The 18,039-nt window shown below is 60.2% G+C and carries 16 protein-coding genes; 10 read left to right on the forward strand and 6 right to left on the reverse strand.

The genetic code is table 11. The features are described 5' to 3' along the window. Positions 1–7 precede the first annotated feature (7 nt). Together parC and ACZRMH_RS04010 are read left to right on the forward strand one after the other, a co-directional pair. The gene (parC, locus tag ACZRMH_RS04005; protein ID WP_464012275.1) at positions 8–2,272 is read left to right on the forward strand and encodes a DNA topoisomerase IV subunit A; all 2,265 of its coding nucleotides are present in this window, start codon (positions 8–10) and stop codon (positions 2,270–2,272) included. A gap of 178 nt (positions 2,273–2,450) precedes the next feature. Next, positions 2,451–3,155 carry a PqiC family protein gene (locus tag ACZRMH_RS04010; RefSeq protein WP_464012276.1) on the forward strand — a complete coding sequence of 235 codons (705 nt, stop codon included), beginning with the start codon at positions 2,451–2,453 and terminating at the stop codon, positions 3,153–3,155. A gap of 65 nt (positions 3,156–3,220) precedes the next feature. Here the strand turns inward: ACZRMH_RS04010 and ACZRMH_RS04015 are convergent, their stop codons facing one another. Continuing rightward, complete coding sequence (locus tag ACZRMH_RS04015; protein WP_464012277.1) at positions 3,221–4,774, reverse strand: AhpA/YtjB family protein; 1,554 nt, start codon at positions 4,772–4,774, stop codon at positions 3,221–3,223. A gap of 132 nt (positions 4,775–4,906) precedes the next feature. Between ACZRMH_RS04015 and serB the strand changes: the two genes are divergently transcribed. After that, positions 4,907–6,121, forward strand: coding sequence for a phosphoserine phosphatase SerB (gene serB / locus ACZRMH_RS04020; protein WP_464012278.1), 1,215 nt, complete (start codon positions 4,907–4,909; stop codon positions 6,119–6,121). A gap of 115 nt (positions 6,122–6,236) precedes the next feature. On the opposite strand, the gene asd is transcribed toward serB, so the two are convergent. Genes asd through ACZRMH_RS04035 form a run of 3 tightly spaced genes read right to left on the reverse strand, consistent with a single transcriptional unit; the run spans position 6,237 to position 9,516 of the window. Then, complete coding sequence (gene asd, locus ACZRMH_RS04025) at positions 6,237–7,103, reverse strand: archaetidylserine decarboxylase (protein ID WP_464012279.1); 867 nt, start codon at positions 7,101–7,103, stop codon at positions 6,237–6,239. 9 nt (positions 7,104–7,112) lie between these two features. After that, on the reverse strand, positions 7,113–7,940 hold the full coding sequence (locus tag ACZRMH_RS04030; RefSeq protein WP_464012280.1) for a rhodanese-like domain-containing protein: 828 nt from the start codon (positions 7,938–7,940) through the stop codon (positions 7,113–7,115). A gap of 37 nt (positions 7,941–7,977) precedes the next feature. Next, positions 7,978–9,516 carry an HDOD domain-containing protein gene (locus ACZRMH_RS04035; protein WP_464012281.1) on the reverse strand — a complete coding sequence of 513 codons (1,539 nt, stop codon included), beginning with the start codon at positions 9,514–9,516 and terminating at the stop codon, positions 7,978–7,980. Positions 9,517–9,668: 152 nt separating this feature from the next. On the opposite strand from ACZRMH_RS04035, the gene motA reads away from it, so the two are divergent. Together motA and motB are read left to right on the forward strand one after the other, a co-directional pair. Then, complete coding sequence (gene motA, locus ACZRMH_RS04040) at positions 9,669–10,520, forward strand: flagellar motor stator protein MotA (RefSeq protein ID WP_464012282.1); 852 nt, start codon at positions 9,669–9,671, stop codon at positions 10,518–10,520. A 3-nt stretch (positions 10,521–10,523) separates the two neighbouring features. Then, a complete protein-coding gene (motB, locus tag ACZRMH_RS04045; RefSeq protein WP_464012283.1) occupies positions 10,524–11,510 on the forward strand; it encodes a flagellar motor protein MotB in 987 nt (328 codons plus the stop codon). A gap of 143 nt (positions 11,511–11,653) precedes the next feature. On the opposite strand, the gene rsgA is transcribed toward motB, so the two are convergent. Beyond that, complete coding sequence (rsgA, locus tag ACZRMH_RS04050; RefSeq protein ID WP_464012284.1) at positions 11,654–12,685, reverse strand: small ribosomal subunit biogenesis GTPase RsgA; 1,032 nt, start codon at positions 12,683–12,685, stop codon at positions 11,654–11,656. Positions 12,686–12,791: 106 nt separating this feature from the next. Here rsgA and orn point away from each other — a divergent pair, with 106 nt between their 5' ends. Further along, complete coding sequence (gene orn, locus ACZRMH_RS04055; protein WP_464012285.1) at positions 12,792–13,334, forward strand: oligoribonuclease; 543 nt, start codon at positions 12,792–12,794, stop codon at positions 13,332–13,334. Between the two features lie 91 nt (positions 13,335–13,425). Further along, positions 13,426–14,037 (forward strand): trimeric intracellular cation channel family protein, encoded by a 612-nt coding sequence (locus tag ACZRMH_RS04060; RefSeq protein ID WP_016783297.1) that lies wholly within the window; start codon positions 13,426–13,428, stop codon positions 14,035–14,037. A 116-nt stretch (positions 14,038–14,153) separates the two neighbouring features. Here ACZRMH_RS04060 and queG read toward each other — a convergent pair whose 3' ends face one another. Continuing rightward, the gene (gene queG / locus ACZRMH_RS04065; RefSeq protein WP_464012286.1) at positions 14,154–15,221 is read right to left on the reverse strand and encodes a tRNA epoxyqueuosine(34) reductase QueG; all 1,068 of its coding nucleotides are present in this window, start codon (positions 15,219–15,221) and stop codon (positions 14,154–14,156) included. A gap of 62 nt (positions 15,222–15,283) precedes the next feature. On the opposite strand from queG, the gene ACZRMH_RS04070 reads away from it, so the two are divergent. The 3 genes from ACZRMH_RS04070 to ACZRMH_RS04080 are packed head-to-tail and all read left to right on the forward strand — an operon-like array spanning position 15,284 to position 18,029. Then, positions 15,284–16,144, forward strand: coding sequence for an NAD(P)H-hydrate dehydratase (locus ACZRMH_RS04070; RefSeq protein WP_464012287.1), 861 nt, complete (start codon positions 15,284–15,286; stop codon positions 16,142–16,144). Then, positions 16,132–16,602, forward strand: a complete 471-nt coding sequence (gene tsaE / locus ACZRMH_RS04075; RefSeq protein ID WP_016783300.1) for a tRNA (adenosine(37)-N6)-threonylcarbamoyltransferase complex ATPase subunit type 1 TsaE — start codon at positions 16,132–16,134, stop codon at positions 16,600–16,602. The genes ACZRMH_RS04070 and tsaE overlap by 13 nt, the downstream gene beginning before the upstream one ends. Positions 16,603–16,604: 2 nt before the next feature. Then, positions 16,605–18,029, forward strand: coding sequence for an N-acetylmuramoyl-L-alanine amidase (locus ACZRMH_RS04080; RefSeq protein WP_464012382.1), 1,425 nt, complete (start codon positions 16,605–16,607; stop codon positions 18,027–18,029). Positions 18,030–18,039: the final 10 nt, after the last annotated feature.

The raw sequence follows: 18,039 nt of genomic DNA on the forward strand, positions 1-18,039 counted from the left end.
GGTCCGCATGAGCGACTCCCTTGATCTCAGCCTGGACGGCGTAGAACGCCGGTCACTGGCCGACTTCACAGAACAGGCCTACCTCAACTACTCCATGTACGTAATCATGGACCGGGCTTTGCCGCATATCGGCGACGGCCTCAAGCCCGTACAGCGGCGTATTGTCTACGCCATGAGCGAGTTGGGGCTGGACGCTGACTCCAAGCACAAGAAATCGGCGCGTACCGTCGGTGACGTACTCGGCAAGTTCCACCCCCACGGCGACTCGGCGTGCTACGAAGCCATGGTGCTGATGGCCCAGCCGTTCAGCTACCGCTACACCCTGGTCGACGGTCAGGGCAACTGGGGTGCACCGGATGATCCCAAGTCATTCGCGGCCATGCGTTACACCGAAGCGCGCTTGTCACGTTATTCCGAAGTGCTGCTCAGCGAACTGGGCCAGGGCACGGCGGACTGGGTACCGAACTTTGACGGTACCCTCGACGAACCTGCGGTATTGCCGGCACGTTTGCCGAATATCCTGCTCAATGGCACCACCGGCATCGCCGTGGGCATGGCCACTGACGTACCGCCGCACAACCTGCGTGAAGTGGCTGCGGCCTGCGTACGACTGCTCGACGAGCCCAAGGCCACGGTCGAGCAACTGTGTGAGCATATTCAAGGTCCGGACTACCCGACTGAAGCCGAAATCATCACCCCGCGTGCCGATCTGCTGAAGATCTATCAGACCGGTCGTGGCTCGGTGCGCATGCGTGCGGTTTATCACATCGAAGATGGTGACATCGTGGTCACCGCGCTGCCCCATCAGGTTTCGGGCGCCAAAGTACTGGAGCAGATCGCTGCGCTGATGCAGGCCAAACCGACCAAGCTGGCCATGGTCACCGACCTGCGCGACGAATCCGACCACGAAAACCCGTGCCGTATCGTGATCATCCCGCGCAACAACAAGGTCGATCTCGACGAGCTGATGCAGCATCTGTTCGCCGTGACCGAGCTTGAGTCCACGTTCCGGGTCAATATCAATATCATTGGCCTGGACGGCAAGCCGCAGCTGAAAAACCTGCGCGCCCTGCTGGTGGAATGGCTGGAGTTCCGGGTCAACACCGTGCGCCGCCGTTTGCAGTTCCGCCTCGATAAAGTCGAGCGTCGCCTGCACCTGTTGGACGGTTTGCTCACCGCTTACCTGAACCTCGATGAAGTTATCCACATCATTCGTACCGAGGAACACCCCAAGGCCGAGCTGATTGCACGTTTCGCGCTGACGGAAACCCAGGCCGACTATATCCTCGATACGCGGTTGCGCCAGCTGGCCCGCCTGGAAGAGATGAAGCTGCGCGACGAACAGGATGCGCTGCGTAAAGAACAAGCCAAGCTGCAAACCTTGTTGGGCAGCGAAGCCAAGCTGAAAAAGCTGGTGCGCACCGAGTTGCTGGCCGATGCCCAAACCTACGGCGACGACCGTCGCTCACCAATCGTGGCCCGTGCAGAGGCCAAAGCCCTGTCGGAAAACGAGCTGGTGCCGACTGAAGCAGTCACGGTTGTTCTGTCTGAAAAAGGCTGGGTACGTTGCGGTAAAGGTCACGACCTGGACGCCACCGGTTTGTCCTATAAAGCGGGGGATGGCTATAAAACTGCCGCTGCCGGGCGCTCCAACCAGTTTGCGGTGTTTATTGATTCTACGGGGCGCAGCTATTCGGTGGCCGCGCATACCTTGCCTTCGGCCCGTGGCCAGGGTGAACCGTTGACCGGTCGCCTGACCCCACCGCCGGGCGCGACCTTTGAGTGCGTGCTGTTGCCCGATGACGATGCGCTGTACGTGATCGCTTCCGACGCCGGTTATGGTTTTGTGGTCAAGGGTGAAGACCTGCAGGCCAAGAACAAGGCCGGTAAAGCATTGCTCAGCTTGCCTAAAGGCGCGCAAGTGATGCAGCCGCGGCCGGTGTCCGATCGCGAGCATAACTGGCTGGCAGCGGTGACCACCGAAGGCCGCCTGCTGATCTTCAAGGTCAGCGACTTGCCGCAATTGGGTAAAGGCAAGGGCAACAAAATCATCGGCATTCCTGGTGATCGGGTGGCCAGTCGCGAAGAATATGTGACTGATATCGCTGTACTTCCAGACAATGCCACGTTGGTATTGCAGGCAGGCAAGCGCACACTGTCGCTCAAGGCTGACGACCTCGAGCACTACAAAGGTGAGCGTGGCCGCCGCGGCAACAAACTGCCTCGTGGCTTCCAGCGTGTGGACGCTTTGTTGGTAGAAACGCCCAATTAAGCCTGTTTAGCGTTCCCGATCTACGTTTTTACGCGCAGATCGGCGCGACAGCGCTGGAGTCAGGCCCAATATTCGCGGATGATATGCCGCGTTTGCGCCACGGCTTATGGCAATGTGCGTTGCGAACCTTTCGAGAATCACACTGCGGCTCGCCCTGTGGCGGCCCCTGGATGGAATGATGAACGTTCTACGCCTTCCTTTGATTGCGTTGCTGACCGGTGTGCTGGGTCTGGCGGGGTGCAGCACGCACCAGCCGGCGGCCCTGTACCAACTGGACAGCGGCGCACCCGGCCAGCCCGCGCAAAGCGCCGGCATGGCCGTGGTACTTGGCCCGATCAGCGTGGCCGACTACCTGCAACGTGAAACCCTGCTGCAACGACAGTCCGATGGCAGCCTGAGTGCCGCTACTGATGGCCGTTGGGCGGGCAGCCTGACGTCTGATATCAATCAGTTGCTGGTACGCCAGCTGGCATGGCGCCTGGACAGTCAGCGCGTTGTACTGGCCCCGGCCACCGCGGGCTTCAGTCCTGATGTGCAGGTGCTGTTGTCGATCACCCGCCTGGACTCGGGCAAGAACCTGCCAGCGGTGCTGGACGCGCAATGGCGTTTGATTGACCGTCGCGGGCAAGTGCGCGATAACCGCATTGTCCACCTTGAGCAGCCGCATGCAGGCAGCACTGCGGATCAGGTCAAGGCTCAGGGGCAGTTGTTGCAACAGTTGAGTGAGCAATTGGCGGTAGCGCTCAAGCCGCTGGCCAACCAGCCGCCACTGGTGGAAGCACCCAAGCCACCGACCAAGGCAGCACCCAAGCAGGGTGCGGAAAAGCCGCGGATCCCGATGGCTTCACCGATTCGTACGGATATGGAAGTGTTTCGCTTCTAGGCTGAATGGCAGAAACAAAAAATCCCGCACTTGTGCGGGATTTTTTATGGGAGGTCAAAAGCCCCTTACCCGCGACTCTCATGCATCCGCGCCAGCTGGCGCTCAAGCATGGACGGATAAGGCTCCATCAGGCGCTCTACACAGCAGGCGCCTTCAGGGCTGGCAATCGGGCGAATGCGTGCGCGCTGACGGATCAGCGGGTCGTCGCTGATCTTGCGCTCCACCAGCAGCAGGTTGCGGCTGTGTTGCGACAGGGCCAGGGCATCCTGTGCGGTTTCAGTCAGCAGCAGATCAATCTGGCTGATACCGCTCAAACCTTCGCCCAGCACCAGACCCAGTTGCAATTGCAGGGTGATGCCGCTGTCCGCCACTTCGATCTGCAGGGCGTGGCCCAGGGCCCGCAGCAGTTCGCCGCAGCAAATGGCGTTGGTCAGGTAGTCATCACCGCTGTCTTCGCTATGGAACAGCATCAGCGTGCTGCCATCGTTCAGCGTATGCAGCTCGCTTTGATACAGCGAGGCCGCCTGATTCAGGCAGTCGCGATAGCGTTCCAGCAGCTCCATCAAGCGGGCGCGAGGCAGGCGGCGCAGTTGTTCCTGTGCCCCCAATTGCACCGCGAGTACGGCACTTGGCTGCGGCGCCGCAGTTGCCACCGGTTTTGGCTTGGCCAGGGCAACCGGCGCGGCATTGGCCGTGCTGGTGTCGCGCAGGTCGGCAAACGGGTCTTCTTCGTCGTTCTCGTCTTCTTCGGTGCTCACCAACTGGCGAGGTGCGGCTTTTGGTGCAGGTGCCGCCGGAGTTTCATCGAACGTCGGGTCACTCAGGTTGCGTACTTCAAAGGTCGGCTCGTTGTCCTCGGCCTCTTCGTAGTCGCTGTCGTCGTAGTCGTCTTCTTCCGGTTCTGGCTCGGGTTCCGGCTCCGGTGCAGGCGGAGCAAGGCGGCTGTGCAGCTGGCGGGCCAAATCACCGATTTCATCCTGGCGCTGGATGGCCGGGGTGTAAGGGTCCGGCTCGCGCAGCCAGACGCGCAGTTGCAGCAACGGCGTAGTAATGTGGCGGCCCAGACGCAAGCTCAGGGCCAATGCCAAGGCCAGCAAGATGGCGGCCAGAATGCCCATGCTCTGCAGGCTGATGGTCATCGGCTGCTCGAACTGGTTCATGTCCAGGCTGATGCGCAAATGCCCGGCGGTCACATCCTGAAAGGTGATCTTGGTCTGGTACAGGCCTTGGGTTTCGCCCAGCAGACCGTTTTTAGGACGTTGCCCGGCTTCGGCGAGGATGCGGTTATCGACGCTATAGATGGCCGCGTGGGCCACCAACGGGTTTTTCGTCAGGTTATTGAGCAGCACGTTGAGGCTGAGGATGTCGTTGGACACCAGCAGCTCGGTCGCCGAGGTGGCGGTTTGCGTGGTCAGGCTCTGGCCCAGGGCATCGGCCTGTTCGTGCATGGCCTGCTTGAATTGCAGACCCATCACCACGGCATAGATAACCAGCGCCAACGCGACCAGGATCACGTTATGGCTGGCAATACGCAGAGCAAGCGGAACGCGGCGATCACGCAGGGCCCGGAAGATCAGCAGGAAGAAATTATCGGTTTTGACAGGCAATGGCCGGTTCACTGAGCGCGGCTCTTAGTCCGTTAAGTTGGTGCGCAGTATAGCGAGCAGCCCTGAGACGGCAAAGCCTTGGCGGTGCCCGATGGTCACTGAAAGTGGGTAGAATGCGTTTTTTTTAGCGAATGGGGGTGTGCCTTGCGCGAAATCGTCCTGATAAACATCACCGGTGAGGACCGTCCAGGTCTCACTGCGGCCATTACCGGTGTACTGGCCAGCAATGGTGTGAATATTCTCGACATCGGTCAGGCCGCCATCCATGGCGTTTTGTCGTTGGGTTTTCTGGTGGAAATTCCACAGGCCGAGCTGGTTTCGGCGGTGCTCAAGGACCTGCAGCCCTTGATCGCCCAGGAAGGCTTGCAACTGCGTTTTGATCCGATCAGTGAAGAGCATTACCAGCGCTGGGTCCACGAGCAAAGCCAGACCCGTCATGTGGTCACGCTGATGAGCCGGCAAGTGACGGCTCACGAATTGCAGCGCGTGACGTCGATCATCAGCCAGCATGGCTTGAACATCGAGCAGACGGATCGCCTGTCCGGCCGTGTACCGCTGGATGCGCCGACCGAAGTGAGCAAGAGCTGCATCGAGCTGCGTGTGTGTGGCGAACCCGTGGATGTTGATGCGCTGCGTGCCGATTTCTTCAACCTGGCCCAGGAACTGGGCGTGGATATCGCGCTGCAGGAAGACACCCTGTTCCGTCGCAATCGTCGTCTGGCGGTGTTCGACATGGACTCCACGCTGATCGAAGCCGAAGTGATCGACGAGTTGGCCAAGGCTGCGGGTGTGGGTGATCAGGTGGCAGCCATCACCGAGCGCGCCATGGCCGGCGAGCTGGACTTCAAGGCCAGTTTCAAGGAGCGCATGGCGCTGCTCAAGGGTCTGGATGTCGGTGTACTGGATGCCATTGGCGCGTCGCTGCGCCTGACCGAAGGCGCCGAAGTGCTGTTCGCCGAGCTCAAGCGCCTGGGCTACAAGACCGCCATCCTGTCAGGTGGCTTTACCTATTTTGCCAAGCAAGTGCAGGCGAAACTGGGCATCGACTATGTGTTTGCCAACGAGCTGGAAGTGGTGGACGGCAAGGTGACCGGCGTTGCAGTCGAGCCGATTGTTGATGCCCAGCGCAAGGCGGACTTGTTGCGTGAGCTGGCACAAAAGGAAGGCTTGAGCCTGGAGCAGACCATTGCGGTCGGTGACGGTGCCAATGACTTGCCGATGCTGGCAATTGCCGGGCTGGGAGTGGCATTCCGAGCCAAGCCGCTGGTGAAGAAGTCGGCCAAGCATGCCATTTCGACACTAGGGTTGGATGGTGTGCTGTACCTGCTAGGCCAGCGTGACCGTAACAGCCAGGGCTAAACATCCCTGTAAATGACCTGTGGGAGCGGGCTTGCCCGCGATTGCATCACCTCGGTGAATCAGATGCACCGGGTTGCCAGCATCGCGAGCAAGCCCGCTCCCACAGGGTTTTGGGTTATTCGGCGTGCGCTGGTGTACCCATTTTCTGACCCATCATAACCGGCGTTCCCGCCGCCAGGCCTTCGGCCCATTTCACCTGATCCGCGCCAAACAGCACGATTGCAGTCGAGCCCAGCTTGAAGCGACCCAGTTCGGCACCTTTCTCCAGATGGATCGGTGCACGCGCAGCTTCGTCGTAGCGGAAGGTTTTCAGCTCGCGTTTAGGCGGCGTAACCAGGCCGGCAAACACGGTTTCAATCGACGCCACGATCATCGCACCGACTAATACCACGGCCATCGGGCCGCGCTCGGTATCAAAAATGCACACCGCACGTTCGTTGCGGGCAAACAGCTCCGGTACGTTTTCGGCGGTGGTCTGGTTGACCGAGAACAGACGGCCCGGCACGTAGATCATCTCGCGCAGAGTACCTGCCAGTGGCATATGCACGCGGTGGTAGTCCTTGGGCGACAGGTAGATGGTGGCAAATTGGCCGCCCATAAACTGTGCAGCCACTTCAGCATCACCCCCCACCAGCTCCAGCACGCTGTAGCTGTGGCCTTTGGCCTGGAACACGCGACCGTGTTCGATCGGGCCTAGCTGGCTGACGGCACCATCGGCAGGGCTCAGCACCGCGCCCGGGGTTTGATCCAGCGGGCGCGCACCGTCTTTCAATGCGCGGGTGAAGAAGGCGTTGAAGTGCTCGTAGGCGGTAACGTCCTCAACCAGGGCCTGGGACATGTCCACTTGATAGCGCTTGGCGAACCAGGTGGTGAACGCATTCTTGAACCAGCGCACGCGGCATTCGGCAATGCAGCCGGCCAGGCGTGACAGCAGGTGATGCGGCAACAGGTACTGACTGAGGAGGAACAAACGCTTTTTCATTCAAGGTCCTTAATTTTTTGCAGGCAGCTCGACAGGGGTGTCGGGGTGGTTGCCCCATTCGCCCCAAGAGCCGGCGTAGCCTTTGACGCGCGGGTAACCGAGCGCTTTGGCGACGAGATAAGTAAAGCCAGAACGGTGGTGGGTCTGGCAGTGGGTAATCACTTCTTTGTCTGGCGTGATGCCCAGATCCTTGAGGATCTGCGCCATGTCAGTGCGAATGCGCAGGCTGCGGGTTTTATCCATGCCGGCGGTCCATTCAAAATTCTTTGCCCCGGGAATATGTCCGCCCTTGGCCGCCAGCACTTTTTCACCACTGTATTCGGCTGCACTGCGCGCATCCCAGATCGCCAGGTCGGCGGCGCCCAGGCGGCTTTGCAGGTACTCGCGGGTGGCGGTGGGCTCGTCGTGCAGGGTTAGCGTCACGGTGCCATTGGCAGCGGGAGGCACGTCCTGGCTGACGCCATAGCCTTCAGCAATCCAGGCGTGAATGCCGCCGTCCAGATAGTGATATGCCTTGTGCCCGATCACATCCAGCAGCCAGATAAAGCGTCCGGCCCAGCCGCCGCCTTCGTCGTCATAGACCACGTAGACCGCATTCGGGTTGTGCCCCAGTTCACCAAACAGCGTTTCCAGCGACGCTTGCGAAGGCAGCAGGCCGGGTGCCGGTGGCAGGCCCAGTTGCGTGCGTTTAGGATCGACAAAGCGGGCGCCCGGAATATGCCCGGCTTCGTAGCGCGCAACGCTGGTCAAATCAACCAGGATCAGTTCGGGGGCGTTGAGCCGGGCGAGCAGGTCGCTGGGTTCAATCACTAACGGCAAGCCAGAGAAGCCAGGCATAGGAAGCCTCCAGAGCAAAAAGGGGGGGATTGTAGCGCTAGCGCCCGCGAGTACTAAAGCTATTCAGGGCTTTCTCGATGCATTGGGCGGTTTTGCCAAATGCCTGCACGCTGGTTTCCGAAAATGGCCCGCCGCCCTGGTCTGCCAGGATCAGCATGACCACGCGGCCGTTATTGCTCAGCGAGCGTAGCAGCAGATGCTCGCCGGGGAACAGGCTGCGCAGGCTGTAGGGTAATACCGCGGATATCACGGCGTTGTTTTCGGGGGTCAGGCGCACTTGCGCCGGTTGCGTCATCAAGCGTTGCAGCGCGGTGCTGTCGCTGATGTTGATGTTCAGGTCGAAGGCGGTCCTGCCCAGCCCGGCAATCTGGTTGACGCTGAGGATGGTCGAGGTTTTATCGGGAGTGAGCAGCATCACCCGGCGCATGCCGCACGCCTGCAAGGCTTCACGGGCGCAGGTGCTCAGGTGCATGGGATTGGTGAATGCGCTGGGTTGCTCCAGCAGTTGCCCGCAATGTTTGCGCCAGGCAGCCAGTGATTCGGCCGAGGGCGGCGGCGCCGCCAGCGAACTATGCCCCGTGCGGCGTGAATCCCACGGCCAGAGCAAGGCCTGGGCCGGATGCCAAAGGTCGGGGCTGGAGTGATAGCGCGCGCTGCTCGCGGCCTGTTGATGCGCCTGCTGCTGGACTTCGTCCAGCGGCATTTGCAGGTACAGGCTGGTGACGTACTGCCAGCGCAGGTTGTGCGGTGTGTCCCAGGCCTGTTGGGCCGACAGTGCCAGGCAGTTGGCCAGCAATACACTGTTGGCGGGCTGATTGAGCCAGCGCCGCAGCGCCGGGTCGGCGTCGAGCAATTGTTGCTGGCGCAGCGGATGATGAGTGTCGCGGGCGATATGCAGCACCCTGACCAGGGTGCGGCGCTCTTCGGTGATCACCGTATAACCCTGCATCACCCACCCCGGCAGGCGCCACAGTTCGGCCATGGCGCGGCAGATATCAAACAGCGGCACGCCAAACAGTTCCAGCTCGACTTTTTTCGCGCACTCGCTGTGCTCGACCACGCGCCGCTCCCAGGTTTCAAGCAGCAGTGGGTGAGTGAGTGCCAGGGCCCATAACGGTGACAGAAACAGCAAGCTGCTCCAGTAGATTTCCTGCCAGAGCCGCGCCAGGCGGTTGCCGAACAGGCCAATGGCCTGTTGTGCGGCGTGCTGGCTGATCAGCTGGATTTGCCGGTAGGCCAGCGGGATATCTTCGATTGCCAGCGCGGGCACATGTTCGAGCAGCATCTGGGTGCGCTTGAGGCCCAGGCGATTGATCGCCACTTCAAGGCTTTCGGCAGGCTCGCTCAGGCTGCTCTGGGCCTGTTGGTTGGCTTCGCGAATCAGTCTGAGTGCGAGTGCCGGGCTGTCCTGCATGACCTCGGCAATTTCGCGCAAGGAGCGGCGACTGTCGTTGATTGTCTTGAATACCCGCGCATGGCTGGTTTGCGGGATCGGCAGATCAACAGCGTCCAGGTGGGCAACCCAGGCATCCAGGGTGGTGGGTGTTGATGTTGGTGCGCTGGTTTCGTTGGCCATAATGGGGACGCGATGATCATCCAATGTGGGGGTCGAATGGCTTTTCGGCTCTACCGGCTATAGTCTGGCGCAGATTCGCCGATAAGGAGAAGAAGAGTTTTAGCTACGCTGGAATATGACCTTGAACCGACCCAAGAAGTACTTTTATATCTATGGCTAAAATTATCGGCATCATTGTTGTATTCGCGAGCGTGCTCGGCGGATACGTGCTTTCCCATGGCAAGATCGGGGCGCTGATTCAGCCGTTCGAGGTGTTGATCATCGGCGGTGCGGCCTTTGGCGCGTTCCTGCAAGCCAACCCCGGCTACATGACCATGCACGTGATCAAAAAATCACTGGGCATGTTCGGCTCGCGTTTCTCCCACGCTTTTTATCTGGAAGTGCTGGGCCTGGTTTACGAGATTCTTAACAAGAGTCGCCGCGAAGGCATGATGGCCATCGAGGGCGATATTGAAGACGCGGCCGCCAGCCCGATCTTCGCCAAATACCCCACCGTCCTTAAAGATGAGCGCATGACCGCGTTTATCTGCGATTACCTGCGCATCATGTCCTCGGGCAATATGGCTCCCCACGAGCTAGAGGGGTTGTTCGACATGGAGTTGTACAACCTCAAGGAAGAGCTGGAGCATCCTTCCCACGCCGTGACCGGTATCGCCGACGGCATGCCGGGCTTCGGTATCGTGGCTGCGGTACTGGGTATCGTGGTGACCATGGCCTCGCTGGGTGAAGGCGATCAGGCCGCCATCGGCATGCACGTCGGCGCCGCGCTGGTGGGTACCTTCTTCGGTATTTTGGCTGCCTATGGATTCTTCGGGCCTTTGGCGACGTCTTTGGCCCACGATGCCAAGGAAGAGCTCAACGTGTACGAATCGATCAAGGCCTCGCTGGTAGCTTCGGCCTCGGGCATGCCGCCATCGCTGGCGGTCGAGTTTGGTCGCAAGGTGCTGTACCCCAAGCATCGGCCGAGTTTTTCCGAGCTGGAACAAGTGGTTCGCGGTCGCTGATTTATGGAAAACAACCAGCCCATCATCATCAAGCGCGTCAAGCGCTACGCCGCAGGCCATCACGGTGGCGCGTGGAAAATTGCCTTTGCCGACTTCGCCACGGCGATGATGGCGTTCTTTCTGGTGATGTGGCTGATGACGGCTGCCACGCCAGAGCAAAAGATCGCCATTGGCGGTTATTTCAAAGATCCGATCGGTTTCAGCGAAAGCGGTACGCCCTACGTCATAGACCTGGGCGGCACCCCGGCATTGGCGCCGGAAAACACCCTCAATCCCGAAGAAAAGCTGCAACCTCAGCCCGACAAGATCAAGGTCGATGCCGAGCAGGTTGAAAGCATGGCCGAGCAGGTGGAGAAAGAGCGCCTTGAATTGCTGCTGCAAGAGTTGCAGAACAAGGTCGAAGAAAACCCGCAACTGCGCAAATTCAAGGATCAGTTGCTGTTTGAAATTACCCCGGACGGTCTGCGCATTCAGATCATGGATGCTGAAAACCGGCCGATGTTCGATGTCGGCAGTGCGCGGCTCAAGCCGTACTTCGAGGATATTCTGCTGGCCATGGCCGACACCATCAAAGCGGTGCCGAACAAGGTCAGTATAAGCGGCCATACTGATGCCATGCCTTACGCGGGTGGTGGCGATTACGGCAACTGGGAGTTGTCGGCCAACCGTGCCAATGCCGCGCGGCGTGCCCTGGTGGCGGGCAGCTACCCGGATGCGCAGGTGGCGCGGGTGGTGGGTTATGCCTCGTCAGTACTGTTCGACAAGGCCAAGCCTAATAACCCGGTCAATCGCCGGATCGATATCGTGGTACTGACCAAAAAGGCCCAGCAGGCGATTGAAGGGGAGCAGGGTGCGGAAGCGGTCAAGCCTCAGGAGCTGCCGAAGGAGCCGGTCGATCCGATCAAACTGCCAGCGGATAAACAGCCACTGCCGATGCATGAAGAGCGCCAGAAGCTGAATTTGTTTGACGACCCGCCGCCCTCACCCTAACCCTCTCCCGGAGGGAGAGGGGACTGACCGTGTTGATGCCGGATTCAACTCAGGCCATCAGATTGGCAAAATTCTCAAATATCCCCCAATCAGTCCCCTCTCCCTTTGGGAGAGGGTTAGGGTTAGGGGCTTTTGACCCTAAGTCAGTAACTCGACTCAGGCAAGCTGGCAATGATCGAGCGATAGCTGTTCATGCGCTGCTGCTGTACACGACCATCTTCCAGAGCCATCAGCAATGCACAGCCCGGCTCGCGGTCGTGCTTGCAGTCGCGGAAGCGGCAGGTGCCGATCAGGTCGTTGAACTCGATAAAGCCCGCTTCAACATCGGCGCGGCTTACATGGCCCAAGCCGAATTCACGAATACCCGGGGAGTCGATCAGTTCGCCGCCGCCCGGGAAGTGGAACAACCGCGCCGTGGTCGTGGTATGCGTACCCTGGCCGGAAATCTCCGACAAAGGCCCGACCCGCAGGTTGACCTCAGGCAGCAGGCTGTTGACCAGGGACGATTTGCCCACGCCCGACTGACCCACAAACACGCTGATATGACCGTCCAGTTGCGCTTGCAACTGCTGCATGCCATCACCGTGATGGGCCGACACTTCCAGCACCGGGTAGCCCAACTGACGATAAACCCCCAGCAACGCATTGAGCGCTGGCGCGTTTTGATCGTCGATCAGGTCAGCCTTGTTGAGCAGCAACAACGGACGAATCCCGGCGTGCTCGGCGGCCACCAGATAGCGGTCGATCAGGTTGGCGTGCGGCTCGGGCATGGGTGCGAACACAATCACGATCATGTCGACGTTGGCTGCAACCGGCTTGAGCTGGCCACGGCTGTCAGGGCGGCACAGCTCGGTTTTACGCGGCAGCTGGGCGACGATAACGCCGATACCCTGGTTGCCGGCGCGCCATACCACCGTGTCACCAGTTACCAGAGCGGGCAGGTTGGCGCGCAGGTGGCAACGGAACATCTGGCCTTTAAGCTCACCTTCCTGGGCTTCGACTTCGACCTGCACACCAAAGTGCGCGATCACCAGACCGAGCTGTTCAGCGCCTAAATCACCGCCTTCAAGCGCTTCGACGGCACTGGATTCACGTTTGGCGGCGCGGGCAGCGCGCTCGCCCTGGATCTTTTCGATGCGCCAATTCTGACGACGGTTGAGCTGGCGTTTGGCCATGGGTGTTCCGTGTTGATAAAACGATAAGGAGGGTAAAACGCTGGCGAGTTTAGCACGAGGGCAGCACGGCTAAGCTAAACTGCGCGACTAAGCACTGGAGGCCATTATGCAAAACGCGCAGAACCTGATCTGGATCGACCTGGAAATGACCGGTCTGGACCCTGACAACGACGTCATTATCGAAATGGCCACCATCGTCACCGACAGCAACCTCAACACCCTGGCTGAAGGCCCGGTCATCGCCATCCACCATAGCGATGAAGTGCTGGCGCGCATGGACGAATGGAACACCCGCACCCACGGCGGCAGCGGCCTGACCCAGCGGGTCAAGGACAGCACCACCAGCATGGCCGAAGCCGAAGCGCAGACCATCGCGTTTCTGGAACAGTGGGTGCCTAAAGGCAAGTCGCCGATCTGCGGCAACAGCATCTGCCAGGACCGCCGCTTCCTGTACACCCATATGAAAGCCTTGGAAAGCTACTTTCACTACCGCAACCTGGACGTCTCGACGCTTAAAGAGCTGGTAGCGCGCTGGGCGCCGGAAGTACGCGACAGCCTGGTGAAAAAGGGCACGCACCTGGCGCTGGACGATATCCGCGAGTCGATCGCCGAGCTGCAGCACTACCGCAAGCATTTCATCAAGTTTTAAGCGCGCTCCTACAAAGAGCTGTGTTCCTTGCCCCCTTTTGGTGCCCGCGCCAACTGAGTAGACTGCGCGCCTTCTTGCAAGGATCGCCGCCATGTTGCTGATGCTCTATTTAGTTGCCATTACTGCCGAAGCCATGACCGGCGCGCTGTCTGCCGGGCGTCGGGGCATGGACTGGTTCGGCGTGGTGCTGATTGCCTGCGTCACCGCGTTGGGCGGCGGTTCGGTGCGTGACGTACTGCTGGGGCATTACCCACTGACATGGGTCAAACACCCGGAATACCTGGTATTGACCACCTTTGCCGCGCTGGTGACGATCTTTATCGCGCCCTTGATGCGCCATTTGCGCTCACTGTTTCTGGTGCTCGATGCCCTGGGGCTGGTGGCGTTTACCCTGATCGGCTGCATGACCGCGCTGGAAATGGGCCAGGGCATGCTGGTGGCTTCGGTGAGCGGAGTGATTACCGGGGTATTTGGCGGCATCCTGCGGGATATCTTCTGCAACGACATCCCGCTGATCTTCCGTCGCGAGCTGTATGCCAGCGTGTCGTTTGCTGCGGCCTGGTGTTTCTTGTTGTGTACTTATATGGAAATGCCCAACGAACAGGCGATTTTCGTCACCTTGTTCGGCGGGCTATTGCTGCGCTTGCTGGCAATCCGCTTTAACTGGGAAATGCCCAAGTTCGTTTATAACGACGAGCATTGAGCTGCAGTCATAGACTTGTGGGAGTCGGGCTTGCCCGCGATGGCATCACCTCGGTCTGTCAGGTAAGCCGAGTTGTTTGTATCGCTGGCAAGCCAGCTCCCACAGAGGTCTTTGTGTCAGGCGCGATTTGCGTGTTGTGCCAGCGCCCACTGCACATGCTCCTGCACCAGCTCCGACGGGTATTCACGCCGTGCGTTCAGCGCTTCCAGTACCGGAATCGTTGATGGCGCATTACCCAGCCCCACCGCCAGATTGCGCAACCAGCGCTCATACCCGGCCCGGCGCAGCGGCGAGCCTTCGGTGCTGCTCAAGAACTTGTCTTCATCCCACATAAACAACTCGGCCAAGCCAGCGTTGTCCAGGTTATGCCGTGGCTTGAAGTCGCCCTCGGCCGTGGTGCGGGCAAAACGGTTCCACGGGCAGACGATCTGGCAGTCATCGCAGCCGAACACCCGATTGCCGATCATCGAGCGCAGCTCAACAGGTATCGCGGTTTTCAGTTCGATCGTCAGGTACGAAATGCATTTGCGTGCATCCAGTACATAGGGCCCGACAAAGGCATTGGTGGGGCAGATGTCCAGGCAGGCGGTGCAGCGCCCGCAGTGTTCACTCTCGTGGGGCGGGTCCACCGGTAGCGGCAAGTCGACAAACAGCTCGCTCAGGAAGAAATAGCTGCCCGCCTTGCGATTGAGCACCAGAGTGTTTTTGCCAATCCAGCCCAGACCGGCCTGTTGCGCGATGGCTTTTTCCAGCACCGGGGCGCTGTCGACAAAGGCGCGAAAGCCAAACGGGCCAATATCTGCCTGAATGCGGTCGGCCAGTTGCTGCACGCGCTTGCGGATCAGCTTGTGGTAATCGCGGCCCAGGGCGTAGCGCGATACGTAGGCTTTTTCCGGTTGGGCCAGCAATTGCGCCATATGGGTGTCGCCGGGCAGGTAGTCCATGCGCAGCGACACCACGCGCAATGTGCCGGGCACCAGTTCGTCAGGGTGCGAGCGTTTACTGCCGTGGGCGGCCATGTAGTCCATGTCGCCGTGATAGCCGGCATCGAGCCAGCGTTGCAGATGGTGTTCGTGTTCTCCCAGGTCGAGGCCGGTAATGGCGACTTGTTGAAAGCCCAGCTCGCGGCCCCATTCCTTGATGGATTGGGCGAGGGCGGGGAGGTCGGCAGTAATAGCAGGCATGGGACAAGAGAAACCGGGGCTGAGATGCGTATAATTCTGCCAGACATCGGAGCCAAACACGCATGCCGCAGACCAAACACCTGTTAGTCGACCCCAAAGCCCTTTGCGCAGATAACCTGGCGCAACTGCCCGGGCGTGCCCCGAGCGCCCATAAAGGCCAGTTCGGCCATGTGCTGCTGGTGGGCGGCGACCGCGGCTTTGGCGGCTCCATTACCCTCAGTGCACAGGCTGCATTGCGCTGTGGCGCGGGGCTGGTGTCACTGGCTACACGCCCTGAGCACGTACCTGCCGCTCTGGTGCGGGTGCCCGAGGTGATGGCCCTGGGTGTGTCATCGGCCAATCAACTGATGGGCGTTTTGGCCCAGGCTTCGGTGGTTGTGGTCGGCCCGGGTTTGGGGCAGGCGCCCTGGGGGCGTAGTCTGTTGTCGGCAGCGGCCCAGGCAAAAATGCCGCAGGTGTGGGATGCCGATGCGCTTAATCTGTTGTCCAACTCAGCCATGGAGCTGGCGAAAGGTTCGGTGATCACCCCGCATCCGGGGGAGGCTGCGCGGTTATTGGGCATCACCACCGGGCAAGTCCAGGCCGATCGGCCGGCAGCAGTCCGGGCGCTGGTTAAAAAATACTCAGTGGTGTGCGTCCTTAAAGGAGCCGGCACTTTGATCGCAGGACTGGATGATGAGTTGGCCATTTGTAATCAGGGACATCCGGCAATGGCCACGGCCGGTCTGGGTGATGTGCTGGCAGGCGTGATCGGCGCACTGCTGGCCCAGGGCATGGGCGCCTATGAGGCGGCATGCCTGGCGGTGTGGCTGCATGCCCGCGCCGGAGAACAACAAGGACAATTGGGCCGTGGGCTGGCGGCCAGTGATTTGATTCCAGCCATTCGTCAGTTGTTGGAGGAACACGCACCGTGCATGAAATAACACTGCAATTGGCCGATGAAGAGGCCATGACCGCATTTGGCGCGCGTCTGGCCACTGTCACTCAAGGTCACGGTTTGATCTTTCTGGACGGTGACCTGGGTATGGGCAAGACCACCCTGTCACGCGGCCTGATTCGCGGCCTTGGCCACACCGGCTCGGTCAAAAGCCCGACCTTTACCCTGGTTGAGCCTTACGAAATTGGCGATATCCGCGCCTTTCACTTTGACCTGTACCGCCTGGTCGACCCTGAAGAGCTGGAATATATGGGGATTCGCGATTATTTCGACGAAGACGCCCTATGCTTGATTGAATGGCCAGATAAAGGTGCGGGCTTTTTGCCAAAGCCTGACCTGACCATTACCATTAGGCCGCATAACACCGGGCGTTTGCTGACGCTGACGCCCCAAGGTTCCCGTGGCGAGTCTTGGTGTGCCGCACTGGCGCCGGAATACAAATAATGATGGGGTTTGGTATGCGCTTTCGCGCGTTAGTAAGTGTGGTGGGTGTGTTGCTCAGTGTCATGGCGGTGAATGCCCTGGCGGCATCGCAGGTCAAAAGCGTGCGTTTGTGGCGGGCACCGGACAACACACGACTGGTTTTTGACCTGACCGGCCCGGTGCAACACAGCGTATTTACCCTGACCGCGCCTGACCGCCTGGTGATCGATATCAATGGCGCGACCCTGGCCGGGCCACTGAACGTGCAAACGGCGAATACGCCGATCAGCAGCATGCGCTCGGCGCAGCGCACCCCCACAGACTTGCGCGTGGTGATCGACCTGAAAAAGGCCGTCACCCCGAAAAGCTTCGTGCTGGCGCCCAATGCCCAGTACGGCAACCGCCTTGTGGTCGACCTGTATGACCAGGGTGCCGACCTCACGCCGAGCTTGCCTGCCACCAATGTGGCGACGGTGCCTGTGGCGCCGGTCACCCCGGCCCAGCCTGATGTGAAGCTACCGCCGATCCCGAGTGGCAAACGCAGTGTGGTGGTGGTGATTGACGCCGGCCACGGCGGTGAAGACCCGGGTGCCTCAGGCTCTGCAGGCCAGCGTGAAAAAGACGTGGTGCTGGCAATTGCCAAAGAGTTGCAGCGCCAGATCAACGGCATGAAAGGCTTCCGCGCTGAACTGACCCGTACCGGCGACTACTTTATCCCGCTGCGTGGTCGTACCGAAATCGCCCGCAAGAAGGGCGCCGACCTGTTTGTGTCGATCCATGCTGACGCCGCACCGTCCAAGGCTGCCTTTGGTGCTTCGGTGTTTGCCCTGTCCGAGCGCGGTGCCACTTCCGAGACCGCCCGCTGGCTGGCTGACAGCGAAAACCGTTCCGACTTGATCGGCGGCGCTGGCAACGTAAGCCTGGATGACAAGGACCGCATGCTCGCGGGTGTGTTGCTCGACCTGTCGATGACCGCTTCGCTGACCTCCAGCCTGAACGTCGGGCAGAAAGTGCTGAGCAACATCGGTCGGGTGACGCCGTTGCACAAGCAGCGCGTGGAGCAGGCTGGATTTATGGTGCTCAAATCGCCGGACATTCCGTCGATTCTCGTCGAGACCGGGTTTATCTCGAACTCCAACGAAGCCTCCAAGCTGGCCTCGAGCAGTCACCAGCAAGCGCTGGCCCGTTCGATCAGCAGCGGCGTGCGCCAGTTCTTCCAGCAAAACCCGCCACCGGGCACTTACATTGCCTGGCTGCGTGACACCGGCAAAATCGCCCAGGGCGCTCGCGAACACACGGTTCGCCCCGGCGAAACCCTGGCGATGATCGCTGTGCGTTATCAGGTGGGCGTGGCGACACTACGCTCGAGCAACAGCCTGAAAACCGATGAATTGAAAGTCGGCCAGAACCTGAATATTCCGGCTACTGCCCTGGCGGCCCAGCAATGAGTGAGGAAGT

It is taken from the genome of Pseudomonas sp. B414 (assembly GCF_055408445.1).

What these genes read in the sequence shown, in the direction of transcription:
- ACZRMH_RS04030 (WP_464012280.1), bottom strand. Translation starts at nt 7,940, where the DNA reads ATGCCTGGCTTCTCTGGCTTGCCGTTAGTGATTGAACCCAGCGACCTG.
- ACZRMH_RS04035 (WP_464012281.1), bottom strand. Translation starts at nt 9,516, where the DNA reads ATGGCCAACGAAACCAGCGCACCAACATCAACACCCACCACCCTGGAT.
- ACZRMH_RS04070 (WP_464012287.1), top strand. Translation starts at nt 15,284, where the DNA reads ATGCCGCAGACCAAACACCTGTTAGTCGACCCCAAAGCCCTTTGCGCA.
- motB (WP_464012283.1), top strand. Translation starts at nt 10,524, where the DNA reads ATGGAAAACAACCAGCCCATCATCATCAAGCGCGTCAAGCGCTACGCC.
- ACZRMH_RS04080 (WP_464012382.1), top strand. Translation starts at nt 16,605, where the DNA reads ATGGGGTTTGGTATGCGCTTTCGCGCGTTAGTAAGTGTGGTGGGTGTG.
- asd (WP_464012279.1), bottom strand. Translation starts at nt 7,103, where the DNA reads ATGAAAAAGCGTTTGTTCCTCCTCAGTCAGTACCTGTTGCCGCATCAC.
- orn (WP_464012285.1), top strand. Translation starts at nt 12,792, where the DNA reads ATGCAAAACGCGCAGAACCTGATCTGGATCGACCTGGAAATGACCGGT.
- queG (WP_464012286.1), bottom strand. Translation starts at nt 15,221, where the DNA reads ATGCCTGCTATTACTGCCGACCTCCCCGCCCTCGCCCAATCCATCAAG.
- parC (WP_464012275.1), top strand. Translation starts at nt 8, where the DNA reads ATGAGCGACTCCCTTGATCTCAGCCTGGACGGCGTAGAACGCCGGTCA.
- ACZRMH_RS04010 (WP_464012276.1), top strand. Translation starts at nt 2,451, where the DNA reads ATGAACGTTCTACGCCTTCCTTTGATTGCGTTGCTGACCGGTGTGCTG.
- ACZRMH_RS04060 (WP_016783297.1), top strand. Translation starts at nt 13,426, where the DNA reads ATGTTGCTGATGCTCTATTTAGTTGCCATTACTGCCGAAGCCATGACC.
- motA (WP_464012282.1), top strand. Translation starts at nt 9,669, where the DNA reads ATGGCTAAAATTATCGGCATCATTGTTGTATTCGCGAGCGTGCTCGGC.
- rsgA (WP_464012284.1), bottom strand. Translation starts at nt 12,685, where the DNA reads ATGGCCAAACGCCAGCTCAACCGTCGTCAGAATTGGCGCATCGAAAAG.